We start from the raw sequence: 12,926 nt of genomic DNA, 5'->3' as shown, positions 1-12,926 counted from the left end.
AATGAAAGGCATACTTGATCGTTTTGAAGACAATGAAAAAGCCGTCGTACTTATCGAAGAAATAAATGAAGAATTGATTGTCGCCAGGAACACATTGCCAGAAGGCAGCGAAGTAGACACCCATTTTACTATTGAAAAAAGAAATGGAGTCTTTGTAATTATCTCGATTGATGATTCAGCATCCCAAAAAGCACAGCAAAAATCGTCCGGGTTAATGGACCAACTAAGGGCCAAAAGCAAAGGGAGTAAGTTTAAGAAATAAGATCAAAAAACTGCTGGAGTCCCCTTTCATTCCAGCAGTTTCATCATTAAATATTTACTTCAGCTCCAGCATCTTCTGCTTCAATTCATCTTCCATTCCAATCAATTCCCGTTCAGCCTGATGACGTTTTTCACGCCCCTCTGTCTGTATACGTAATGTTTCTTCGATTGTAGAAACTAAATTTTCCTGTGTCTTCTTTAAAGTTTCAATATCAACAAGACCCCGTTCATTTTCCTTTGCCGTTTCAATAGTATTTGCTTTTAGCATCTCCGCATTTTTCAACAGTAAATCATTCGTAGTTTTCGATACCTGCTTCTGTGCTTCAACTGCATTGCGCTGACGAAGAAGTGTTAACGCTATGGCTATCTGGTTTTTCCAAAGTGGAATGGCAGTTAGAATAGACGCTTGAATCTTTTCAACCAATGCCTGATTCGTATTTTGAATAAGACGGATTTGTGGTGCACTTTGCATCGTGATCTGTCGGCTTAACTTTAAATCATGTGTCCGCTTTTCGAGTCTTTCGGCAAATTGCAGTAAGTCATTTACTTCCTGAAAATCCATTTGGTTTTGGCTCAGCTCCGCTTTTTGTTTTAGCTTAGGAACGTCCTTTTTTTCCAGCTCCTGAAGCTTTACTTCACCGGCAGCAATATAAATATTAAGAGCCTCATAATAATCCCGGTTTTTATCGAACATCTTATTAAGCATACCGTTATCCTTTTGTAATGCGTTTTTACTGCGATCAAGCTTCACACTAATCCGATCAATTTGTGCACCGGTTTTCTGATATTTCGAGAGAATTTCATTAACAGAGCCCGAAATTTTCCCAAACATACGCGAAAATAATCCCCGTTTTTCAGGCTGCAATTCCTCCGGATTAACCTGCTCCAGTTTTTTCATCAGATCTTTTAAAATATCCCCAATTTCACCAACATCTTTATTTTGAACATGATCCAGCATATGATGGGAGAAATCCAGAAGCTTGGCCTGAGCTTCCGTCCCATAACTGATAATCGATCCGTCATCACCGGGATCAATTTGATTTACCAGCTGAACTGCTTTTTGTCTGCTTGCTTCAGGCAATGTGTCGATTACTCTCTTAGGCTTGTCCTCACTATCATGCAGTTCACTTGATTGCTCGGTGAAATCATTTTTACCAAAGGGATTTGCCAGTAAATCATCTATATTTTCCGATCGCTTGCTTTCATTTTGTTCATTCATTTCAAGACACTCCTATCATTCTTCTTAAATGATTGCTTGGCCACATCGAGTTCAAAATGCAATGTATCCACATCATCCTTTAACATGATGTGCAAATCTTTCTTTACGGTTTGATTTAAACTTCTTACTGTTCTTTTGGTATCCAGCAAAGATTCTGCCATCTCCCATGATTTTGTTGGTTGCGAAGATAGATAGGCATACTTTTCAGTTAGTTCAACAAGGGAATCCAGGTTTTTATAGTAAAATCCCTCAGCCTGATAAAAACGTTTCGGTTCCTTCTTTGTGTTTGAATATATTTTACGAACCGTACGAATGATTTCGAAATTCTGCTTGGCCTGATCAAGACTGCGAACCTGTATTAATGCTTTTTGTAAGCGGGATATTTTACCCTTTGCTTCCTTAAGATTTTTTTGGATATATTTTAATTCCCTTCTCGTCAGTCCTTCTTTTTGTAAATAACGGAAGTTTCCAATTTGCTTTACAGATACATATAGAACCGCTCCACCGGCTAAGGCATATAGACTGGAGAAAAGAAATGTTTGACTAAAGATAAAAAAGCTCAACAGCCATGTCAGTGCGGCACCACTTGAAGCTGCAGCGAACCTCAACATCAATTGAAAAAATCCTTTCATGTCTTCCAACTCCTATTTTAATTTTCATAGTATAAATGAATTACTTTTGTATCATCCAGTACTTATTTCTACGATCAAACCAGTAAAAAAGTTTCATCTATCTATATTTTAACGGAGAACAGTGTTTCATGCCAAATTGAAGGGGTTATTATTGGTTGATAAAATAAAAAAACATGACTGCAATAGCAGAAAGTGATTTTTATAATAAATATTTTGTTGCGGTTTTGCTGATAGAAGTGGTCTATTGAACTTTTACGGCTACATATAAGCGGTTCGGGCTTAGAGTAGCCGTCTATCGGACAATTTGCGACTCCTTTCGATGCTTTCGGGCTTGTAGACGCCATCCTCAACCTAAATTCTTTCATGAAAAAATATTAATAATACACTTAAATACACGAAAAATAATAAGTGAAGAACGGGATTGGGGGCGGAAGCTACAAATTATGAAGTGATGGAGAAATGGCCATAGTAATTAGAGATGAAAGTTGAGAGATAAAGAATAACAATTGAGAGATCAAACGGCAAAGTTGAGAGACACTGGGTAAAAGTTGAGAGAAAACAAGGGAATTCACAATTATCTCTCAACTTTATAGGCTTCTCTCTCAACTTATTGCATACTTCTCTCAACTCTATTAGCCTCTCTCTCAACTTTAATTTTGCCTGATTTCGGCAAAAATACTGGCAAATTTTATACTTTCTTACCATTCAAAAAAAAGGAGTACCCTCTGCATTTCCACATTAAAGTGGTAGTGCAAGGAGTACTCCCCACCATTTTACACATATTGATTTCGAACTAAATCGGCAAGTCCCTTTTCTTCCAGGTATTTAACCGGGGTCAGGAATGTAACTGTCACAACACCCGGATGGCGTCCTATCTCAATAGCGCCATTAATCGTTGCACGGTTCATAACCTCTGGTACAGTTATCCCAAATAAATTAGCAGCACGTTCCATTCCATTTTCTGTTGCTTCATTTAAATCTGCGCCTGTTCCGACAAAAGAAATCGGATAAGAATCCTCCAGTTCCTGAATTCCCCATTGTTTACTTAATTGAATAGCTTGCTGCTTTTCTTCCTCACTAAATGGTTTTGCCAGATGTGGTAAATCCTCGACAACAGGAAGCAGTACCGGTCCCTCCAATTTCACGTCTTTCAAAACATTCACCTGAAGATTTACAATTCCGGAAACATCTGTCGTATGGCCGGCAATTTCACCATCCCCTTGCATCGCGTGCATATCTCCCAGATAAACGCCTCCGCCCGGGACCTTTACAGGACAAATTAAAATTGCACCATCCCGCACTCGATTGATATCCATATGTCCATCTGTTCGATCTTCCAGCTGCTCTTTTGTAAGCCCATAATCATGTGGAGCATCGATTAGAAATTGTCCAAAGTCACCTGCATTATGAGAATCAGGCAATGGACGTGCAGGAGTTGTACCTAATTGTCCCAAAAATGGCCTGACTCTGGCAATTGCTCCAACTAAATCATGTGGGGCAAAGGTTACAACAGGGTTTTGAATTGAATTTTCCGGTGTATTCATATACTTTTTGCCGTCACGAGCAACTTTTTCAGCTGCATCTTTGTTTAACGAGATTCCAACAGTTTTATTCTGATTAAACGCCATTGTATAAGCATTTGTGAAGGTAAACGGGGTTATATCCGCATGACAATTTATACAACGAATAGCTTCCTGACCAATTCCATCGATGACTGTTTCAGGATTCAATGTTCCACATTCCGGACACTTCCCAGCAACAAAAGGATCACCAACAAATCGTCCGTCAACAGGCTTGTCATTCCCGGAAGCTGTAGCAATCGATGTAACTTCAATCGACTTAATATGGATGGCAATCGCATCCCCAACTTCTGCACCTTCCACATACACAGGCCTTGTAACCTCATGTCCTCCCTTTAATGCCGGTGTTATCATCGGACCCCAGCATCCGGGAGTGGTATTTGCAACGATAAATCCACCATCTTTTACTCTGTTTTTCATTTCCTTTGTCGGATCGAGAATCCCATCCGTAAATTCATTGACATAAACCGTTTGCTTTGCCGTCATAATCAGTTCCTCCTTGTAGATTCATATATTACTATTTTACTATATAGTGATAGCGTTTACTAAGTTTGTGTTTTAAAGGAACTTCTTAAAAAATGTTTACACTAAACAATTATGGGTAATAAGAACTATACAATGTAATAAACTACCAGTTTATAAGGGCCAAGGGAAAACATTTCGAAAATACTATTCCCTATTCAGGACTTATAAACTATAATGGATTCATCTGCATTACAATTATGTTACGTTTTCATTACAAATGTAACATAATCACGGAAAGGGGTTAGGCAATGACGAATTACACTCCAAAAAAGGCAAATTTTTTAAAACAGATGTTTAAGAAAAACAATGGGCTTCACAACGATAGCAATAACGATCAAAAAATTACGGATGATCGAATTCTGTTAAACTATTATGCTTCTTTGGCGATGAATCATCCGGATTTAATCCTTGTATTCTCACCCGAGGGCGAGATAGTTTCAGAGAACCATAAAAGTATAAATGAGTTTTTAGGGTATTCAGCTCGCAAGAAATTACATTATAAAGACCTTCTTTCCAAGGATTCCTATAACACTCTAAGCCTTGCATTTAATAATACGCTCAAAGGAAAATCAGAAAGGCATGAAGTAACAGTACAAAATAAGCAGGGTGACATCATTTATGTTCTTGTGACTTTTGTTCCAATTAAACAGGCAAATGCTAAAGTCGATGGTGTTTACTTAATTATTCGCAACAATACCGAATACAGGAAGCTAACACAGAATCTAGAATTAAATGAAAAACATTTAACCCATGCTCAACAGATAGCTGATATTGGAAGCTGGGAATATTATATTGATGATGACAGATTGTATTGTTCCGACAACTTTTATGGAATATTTGGTTTTGATGAAACTGATGTTATTCCGATGAATAAGCTGTTTCAATTTATACACCCGGATGATTATCAAGAATCACATCAAATAATTTATGACTCCATGAAAAAAGGAGTTGGCTTTGTCAATGAATATCGAATAAATCACGGAATAACAAATGAGATCCATTACATAAAAGTACAGGCAGAAGTTATTTGGCGAGATGATAAACCTTATAAAATGGTTGGGGTTACTAAAGATATTACGACACATAAGGTGATGGAAAATAAACTGGAAACTGCCAACAAAAATTTTAAACATATTTTTGATAATTTGAATGTTGGTATTTGGATGAGAGAATCGATTGATGGAAACCTGACTTTTGCTTCAAAAGGAATGGAAGAGCTTCTGCAAATTCCTCTTTCAAAGTTATATGATAATCCGGACTGCTGGAAAGAAATGATTCTTCCTGTACACCGTAATGAAGTGTTTGAGGAATTTAAATTACTAAGCGAAGGTAAAAGTATTCACATAAAATATCGGATAAATACCGGAGATGGAACAACAAAATGGGTTATTGAACAAACCATTCCCAGAATAGATGATAAGGGTGAAGTTATTGGCTTATTCGGAATGGTTGTTAACATCACTCCGGAAGTGGAAATGCAGGATCAGCTTAAATTTTTTGCGACCCAGGATCCACTGACAGCACTGCCCAATCAACGCAGCCTGTATGAAGAATTGGATAGACTTATAGATAGTCATACGAATGAATTTGCAATATTATATTTGGATCTGGATCGCTTTAACGTAATCAATGATTCTTTCGGACATCAAGTCGGTGATAAAGTATTAAAAAATGTTGCCAATAGACTTATTTCTGTAATACCGGATCATGGTTATATCGCCCGCCTTGGCAGTAATGATTTTATTGTGGTACTGGAAAATTACCCAAGCAAAGATGCTGTATTTACGTTAGCTGAAAAAATAATCGAACGAATTGAAGATCCTTTACTGGCAATGGACTATGAATTGCATATAACAACAAGCATCGGTATCAGTTTTTTTCCGGAAGATAGCGATAATAAACTTACATTACTTGAAAATGCGCATTCCGCTTTATATCACGCAAAACAACAAGGAAAAAATAATTACCAACTATATTCCTTTTCCAGGGATATTTCTTCCTATAAAAAATATGTGCTTGAAAAGGATATGCGAAAAGCGATTGTAAATGAAGATTTTGAGATGTATTATCAACCCCAAGTCGAACCGGGCACTGGAATCATTCAGGGTGCTGAAGCATTAATTCGCTGGAATCATGAAGAATGGGGACTAGTCTCTCCAGGTGAATTTATTCCATTAGCAGAAGAAAACCACCTGATCCATAACATCAGTGATTGGGTAATTAAAAAAGTTTGTCTTCAGCTTAGAGAGTGGAGGGATAAAGACCTTACATTACGTCCAATCGCGATCAACCTCTCTCCTATTCGCTTTTTTAAAAAGGGACTGGTGGAGTTGGTTAAACAGCAATTGGAGCTCCATCAAATACCTGCTAAATATTTGGAGTTTGAAATCACGGAAAGCTCCTTATTAAAAAGTGAGAAAGGTGTACTTTCCACGATAGCAGCATTAAAGGAACTAGGCGTTAAAATAGCGATTGACGATTTTGGAACAGGACATGCCTCCATGAACTATTTACGGGAATTCCAGGCCGATACCATTAAAATTGATCAGGTTTTTATTAAAAGCAGTGATGGACAGAATAAAAAAGATAGAGCTATTGTATCTTCCATCTTACATTTAGCCAAAGGGCTGGATATGAAAATAGTAGCAGAGGGTGTAGAGGAATATGACCAGCTCGAATTTCTGAAACAAAAGGAATGTGATTTAATCCAGGGCTATTTATTTTCAAAACCAGTTCCGGCAGAAAAGTTTGAACAAATGCTGGGGACAGGTTATTTAAAGCCTACAAAGCAAAAATTAAATAAGGCACCTGACAAGGAACGACGGAAATTTTACCGATTTGAATTTCCATTTAGTCTACGTGCTGAAATGGCAATTTTAGAGGTAAATAAACGCAAAGTAGATTTAGGCTCTGCAGAAATATTGATTAAGAATATCAGCCTGGGCGGTTTGAAAATACTTTCTACTTTAAAATTGCCCATTAATTCTAACATGAAATTCAGATTTCACTTCACTTTGATGAATGAACAATTTGCAATAGATGGTTCACTAGTTTGGAAAAACGAAGGAAAAGGATCCACTTTTTATTATGGGATTAAATTTGATATAACCGATATAGAGGAAGACCGCCTCGCAGGACTCATGAATAAGATGACTGTTTTACGTAAACTTAATCAGGAAATTCCTGATACGGATTTCATTCATGAGGATGCTTATCTATATTTAAGTAAAAATACATTGTGATAGACTGTTTTCTAAAATGCCGGGATAAATACTTATCGAATGAATACATAAGTAAATAAGGGGAATCCCCGCCGTACTACCTTTTTCACTAAGAGCTTTAAAAAAGTCTATCGAATTATTAGGTAATTAAAAAACCGGGCAATCACCTCTAATAGTGACTACCCGGTTTCTATTTTTAAGCTTTCACTTCTTCCCTCACGTACTCTTCGTTCTTTGTAAAGATTGTTAGACCGGTTGTGTTTTTATTGAATTTAGGGAAGAACAAGCTTGCAATATATCCAAATCCAAATGATGTAAAGAATGACATGACACTAACAGCAAATGGTGTTAAATCCGTTTGCTGGACAAAGTATGAAGCAATTGCACTTAGGAATAACCCTATCAATACACCTGGTGCATTCGCACGTCTTGTGAAAATTCCTAGTGCAAAGATTCCAGCAATCGGCACACCGAATAATCCGGTAATGGCTAGGAACAGATTCCACGTTTCATCACGGTTCGTTGAAACAAGATACAAAGCGGCGGCCAATCCAAGAATACCCGCAATGATAATCACCCATCTTGCAAGTGCAACATCATTGGATTTATCTTTACTGAAAAACCTTTGTTTAAAGTCAACTGTAATACAAGCTGAAATACTGTTTAGACTCGAAGAAATGGTGGACTGACAAGCCGCAAAGATTGCAGCAATCAATAAACCAGCCACACCGACAGGCAATGTAGTTACAATAAAATATGGCACAACTGCTGAAGTATTAAATCCCGCAGGAAGTGCTTCCACATTATTGTAATAGCTATAAAGCACTGTTCCCATTCCATAGAATATCGGTATAGTAACTAAAGCAAGAACCCCGTTCGTCCACAAGGATTTATTGGTTTCCTTGGTGGAACTTGTTGTCTGATAGCGCTGTACGACATCCTGACTAGCAGTATATTGATGTAAACTATTAAATATAGATCCCAGAAAAATAATTGGAATTGCTGCAGCTGCTGTACCTAATTGGAAATTTTCCATTGTGATCAGCTTATCGTCACTGACTGCATCTGCTAATACAGTAGAAAATCCTCCATCTACAGCAAATATACCTAAAGCAACAACTAAAATTGCTCCACCAAGTAGTAATATTCCTTGGATCACGTCACTCCAGATAACACCTTCCATACCACCTAAGAATGTATAGATGATACATAATCCACCAACAGCTGCGGCAATCAGTACAGGGTTAATTTCCGATACTGAGGTAATAGCCAATGTTGGCAAATAAATAACGATTGCTACTCGTCCAATATGGAATAACACAAATAATAAACTTCCTATCACCCTTAGTGATGGTCCAAATCTTTCTTCCAAATATTCATACGCTGTTGTTACATTCAGTTTTTTGAAGAAAGGTATATAGAAATAGATTAATATAGGAATGATTGCAAATATTGCAAGGTTCCCTGCAGCATAGGACCAATCCGTTAAAAATGCCTGCTCTGGTGTAGACATAAATGTAATCGCGCTCAATGTTGTTGCATAGATACTGAACCCTGCCGCCCATGCAGGAATCTTACCACTCGCTGTGAAAAAGGCATCCGTGTTTTTTCCGGCTTTTTTGGTAAAGTAAAGGCCGACACCTAACATTGCAATCAAGTATACAATTAGTACAACCCAGTTTATTGTTCCAAGACCTACTTTTTCCATTGTTGTTCCCCCTTGTTGTGGTGTATCCGCTTACTAGCATACTATTAAAAAAATTGTTGCATCAGAGAAGCCTAATAAACTTCTCTGATCACAAAATTACAAATTAAATTCTTCTACCAGCTTTTTCACTTCTTCCCGTTTTGCTGGATCAAATGGACTCATTGGTTGCTTAACTGTTCCTGCATCAATGCCCTTCACATTCAAAACTTCCTTCAATGTTTGATATAACCCAAGTTCTAGAACTTTTTCAATGATGTCATTCATAACATGCTGTACCTCATAGGCTTTGGCAACTTCATCTTTTTGAACAAGCTCAACGATTTGTTTCGCAAGTTTTCCGTGAATATTATAAGTACTTCCAATTGCGCCATCCACACCTGAAATCGCACCATATATCAGCATTTCATCAAAACCGGAATAGATCAGTTTATTAGGATATTTCTTTCGCAGACGCTCAAGCATAAAGAAATTGCCATCCGTATATTTAACACCAATTATTTTCTCGTTTTGGAAAAGCTCATCAAATTGCTCCATTGACACGGATACACCTGTTAAAGCAGGAATTGCATAAATAATCATATTGCTTCCTGTTGCTTCAATAATTGTTTCATAATAATTTTTAATCTCATCAAATGTAAATTTATAATAGAATGGCGTAACTGCAGAAAGACTGTCATATTCAAGCTCTGTTGCATATTTCCCAAGTTCTACAGCCTCATCTAGATTAATTGAACCCACCTGGGCGATTAATTTAACTGCACCATTATTTTCTTCACTTGTTATTTTAAAAATTTCCTTCTTCTGCTCGGTTGTCAGCATAAAATTTTCTCCTGAGCTACCGTTCACATACAAACCATCGACCTGTTGCTCATCGATATTATTTCGAATGATTTCACGCAGTCCCTGTTCTTTTATATTCCCATTTTCATCAAAAGGAACGAGCAATGCTGAAAATATACCTTTCATGGAAATTCCTCCTTCTATTAATAATTGCTAAAATGTATCTGCAAAGTTATAATATTGTCAGACCAATTTTCATTTCACTTTCATCATAAAAGGGTTTTCACAAAATGTCAACTATTTTCGAAAGGGGTTTCATTCCAGTATTAAGATTTATGATATGATAAGGGAAAAGCAGAGGGATTAACATGAGAATTCAAAAGGCTTCGCTTAAGAATATTGTCATCGAAAGAATAAAGAATTATATTTCGGAAAATAATTTAAAACCAAATGATAAATTTCTAACGGAAAAAATGCTTACTGAGCAACTGAAGGTGAGTCGTACTGTGGTAAGGGAAGCGTTAATTTCCCTTCAGGCTGTGGGAATTTTAATGATTAAACCTGGTGGTGGAATCTACATTGCAGATACAAAACTTGGCTCGATCCATACGATTTTAAAACATCATTATGAAACATATGGTGTGAAAATTAGAGAATTAGTCGAAATCAGGAAAATTCTTGAACTTGGAGCATTGCGCCTGATTATTGAAAAGCAGGTTCCTTTGGATATAGATCAGCTAAAGGAAATAAATGAGTCCTACCATCAAACAATTAAAAACAATGAAGATACAAAAAAATTCGACCGCCTATTCCATCAATCCCTTATTAAAGCAACAGATAATGCTACCTTTTTCAACTTTAGTGAAATTATCCATGAGTACTTTTCCCTTGTAAAAATAGATTTGATAGAAAATCAGGAAGCACTTATAAGATCGTACGAACAGCATAATGAAATAGTTGATGCCATTAGGGATAATGATCTGGTTCATGCACAGAAAACCATGACCGATCACTTTGAACCAATTTTTACTTTTATTAAGCAAATGGAGGAAGAATCGTGAAAATGGAACCAGTCCAGGTGACAGAAAGAAACTCTCTTAAAAAAACTGCCATTCAGGAAATTAAGAAATATATCATTGATCAGCAATTAAAAGCCGGGGACAAGCTTCCGACAGAGCGTAAATTTACCGAGATGTTCGGTGTGAGCAGGTCTGTAGTTAGAGAAGCTTTAAGTTATCTCGAAAATACAGGGGTTGTTACAACAACTCAAGGAAAAGGCGCATTTATAAATGAATCAAACATAGAAATTCTCCTGAATAGCTTCTTTTTCCTTTGGCAGGTTAATGATGGTCAAATAGAGGATGTATTAAGCTTAAGAATCATTTTTGAGTCAAGTGCCATTGATGAAATTATTCGACAAAATCCAGTGAATGAACTAGCGGAATGGAAGCAGATGGTGGTGGAAACTAAAAGTAGTCAGACACTGGAGGCGTTCAGAGAAGCGGATGTTTCTTTTCATAAGCATCTTTTAAAAGCCACCAAAAACGAGCTATTCATTCAAATGACGAACATGATCACAAGCTATTTTTTCGAAACGGAATATATTGAAATGACAATAAAAGAATATAGGAAAGCAACAGAAGAACATTTACAAATTGTGGAAGCAATGGTTAATGGGAATGCCGAACAAGCAAAATCATTGCTCACAAGGCATATTCAAAACACAAAGGTGTAGGAGGTCTTCTTTATGGGACATTATCTGTCTATTGATATTGGCGGTACATACATTAAATATGCCTTGATAGACGAGCGGCATAGACTTTATCATCATCAGAAAACCAAAACTCCGGAAAATATCGATCAAGCCATTTTGAAACAGATTGATACAATAGTGGAAGCCGTGGCTGATAAGCATAATATTGATGGAATTGGGATCAGCACTGCTGGGATTGTGGATAGGGAAAAAGGAGAAATAATCTACGCTGGACCGACTATTAAAGACTATAAAGATACAGCTTTTAAACGTGAGCTGACTGAAAAATACAAGCTTCCGGTTCATGTTGAGAATGATGTGAATGCAGCTCTGCTTGGCGAAATTTGGAAAGGTGCTGCCAGAAATCAGAATAATGTTTTTTGTATTACCCTGGGAACTGGAATTGGCGGTGCCTACTATGATCATCAACTAATGGATGGATCTCATCATCAGGCAAATTCAGTGGGCTATTTATTGTATGAGCCCGAGACACGGACAAACTATGAAGGCCGTGCATCAACAGCAGCATTAAATAAATTGATTGCAAAGGAATTAGGGGAAGAAATTTCAGCAATAGCTGTTTTTGAACGAGCTAAAAACGGAGATGAAACCTGTTCTTCCATTATTCAGTCCTGGACAAAGGAAGTTGCAAAAGGACTTTCACAAATTATTTTACTGACAGACCCAAAATGCATTCTAATTGGCGGTGGCGTTTCAGCTCAGGGTGACTATCTTCTCGAACAGATTCAAAATCAGCTCGAACTATTTTTACCGGATAACTTTCTGAAAACGGAGCTAAAAATTGCTGAATTATTTAATGATGCTGCATTATATGGCGCAGTCTATCCGTTTTTTGATGTGGCTGTAGTTTAAATGATTGGGACTGCATACTGTTCGTCCCACTGTAGATTGTTGTATTTTAACGAAATGAATTCTCAGTAGATATAAAGTGCGAAGTAAATCGAGATGTGATTCCAATAACATGTGCTATTGCCGCCGTTCGGGATCGCTCCGGGCGGATGCGGACCTTAGGGCACGGCCTTAGCCTCCTCGAGAAAATCACTCTGCGGGGTCTTCGGACACGTGCTATTCCCGCAGGAGTCACCGCCCTTCGCTCACCCGAACTGGTGAGGTGGTGTTCGATGTTTTGAATATTAATTACCATTAAAGTTCATCGGCAGTAACCGGAATCCCAGCGAAGGAAATTCACGGAGACTCCAGTGGGAAAGCGAAGACGATGAGACCCC

The 12,926-nt window shown here is 37.5% G+C and carries 10 protein-coding genes; 5 read left to right on the top strand and 5 right to left on the bottom strand.

Going from position 1 to position 12,926, the window contains the following annotated elements; translation table 11 throughout:
- Position 1: 1 nt before the first annotated feature.
- Complete coding sequence (locus CIL05_RS03680) at positions 2 to 262, top strand: DUF3006 domain-containing protein (RefSeq protein WP_095654161.1); 261 nt, start codon at positions 2 to 4, stop codon at positions 260 to 262.
- A 54-nt stretch (positions 263 to 316) separates the two neighbouring features.
- Here CIL05_RS03680 and CIL05_RS03675 read toward each other — a convergent pair whose 3' ends face one another.
- The 3 genes from CIL05_RS03675 to CIL05_RS03665 form a co-directional block, all read right to left on the bottom strand.
- On the bottom strand, positions 317 to 1,480 hold the full coding sequence (locus CIL05_RS03675) for a toxic anion resistance protein (RefSeq protein WP_095654160.1): 1,164 nt from the start codon (positions 1,478 to 1,480) through the stop codon (positions 317 to 319).
- On the bottom strand, positions 1,477 to 2,112 hold the full coding sequence (locus CIL05_RS03670) for a 5-bromo-4-chloroindolyl phosphate hydrolysis family protein (protein WP_095654159.1): 636 nt from the start codon (positions 2,110 to 2,112) through the stop codon (positions 1,477 to 1,479). The genes CIL05_RS03675 and CIL05_RS03670 overlap by 4 nt, the downstream gene beginning before the upstream one ends.
- A 773-nt stretch (positions 2,113 to 2,885) precedes the next feature.
- Positions 2,886 to 4,178: an acetamidase/formamidase family protein gene (locus CIL05_RS03665; RefSeq protein WP_095654158.1), complete on the bottom strand. Its 1,293-nt coding sequence runs from the start codon at positions 4,176 to 4,178 to the stop codon at positions 2,886 to 2,888.
- A 287-nt stretch (positions 4,179 to 4,465) separates the two neighbouring features.
- Here CIL05_RS03665 and CIL05_RS03660 point away from each other — a divergent pair, with 287 nt between their 5' ends.
- Positions 4,466 to 7,459, top strand: a complete 2,994-nt coding sequence (locus tag CIL05_RS03660; protein ID WP_095654157.1) for an EAL domain-containing protein — start codon at positions 4,466 to 4,468, stop codon at positions 7,457 to 7,459.
- Between the two features lie 175 nt (positions 7,460 to 7,634).
- Here CIL05_RS03660 and CIL05_RS03655 read toward each other — a convergent pair whose 3' ends face one another.
- Both CIL05_RS03655 and CIL05_RS03650 read right to left on the bottom strand, forming a co-directional pair.
- Positions 7,635 to 9,146 carry a sodium:solute symporter family protein gene (locus CIL05_RS03655; protein ID WP_095654156.1) on the bottom strand — a complete coding sequence of 504 codons (1,512 nt, stop codon included), beginning with the start codon at positions 9,144 to 9,146 and terminating at the stop codon, positions 7,635 to 7,637.
- Positions 9,147 to 9,242: 96 nt separating this feature from the next.
- On the bottom strand, positions 9,243 to 10,112 hold the full coding sequence (locus CIL05_RS03650) for an N-acetylneuraminate lyase (protein WP_095654155.1): 870 nt from the start codon (positions 10,110 to 10,112) through the stop codon (positions 9,243 to 9,245).
- A 182-nt stretch (positions 10,113 to 10,294) separates the two neighbouring features.
- Here CIL05_RS03650 and CIL05_RS03645 point away from each other — a divergent pair, with 182 nt between their 5' ends.
- The 3 genes from CIL05_RS03645 to CIL05_RS03635 are packed head-to-tail and all read left to right on the top strand — an operon-like array spanning position 10,295 to position 12,552.
- Positions 10,295 to 10,987: a FadR/GntR family transcriptional regulator gene (locus tag CIL05_RS03645; RefSeq protein ID WP_095654154.1), complete on the top strand. Its 693-nt coding sequence runs from the start codon at positions 10,295 to 10,297 to the stop codon at positions 10,985 to 10,987.
- A 2-nt stretch (positions 10,988 to 10,989) separates the two neighbouring features.
- Positions 10,990 to 11,661 carry a FadR/GntR family transcriptional regulator gene (locus CIL05_RS03640; RefSeq protein ID WP_095654385.1) on the top strand — a complete coding sequence of 224 codons (672 nt, stop codon included), beginning with the start codon at positions 10,990 to 10,992 and terminating at the stop codon, positions 11,659 to 11,661.
- Positions 11,662 to 11,673: 12 nt separating this feature from the next.
- The gene (locus tag CIL05_RS03635) at positions 11,674 to 12,552 is read left to right on the top strand and encodes an ROK family protein (protein ID WP_095654153.1); all 879 of its coding nucleotides are present in this window, start codon (positions 11,674 to 11,676) and stop codon (positions 12,550 to 12,552) included.
- The last annotated feature ends 374 nt before the right edge of the window (positions 12,553 to 12,926 follow it).

Source organism: Virgibacillus profundi, assembly GCF_002287375.1.
Classification (GTDB): Bacteria; Bacillota; Bacilli; order Bacillales; family Amphibacillaceae; genus Virgibacillus_K; species Virgibacillus_K profundi.
This window is presented reverse-complemented; position numbering and strand designations above follow the sequence as displayed.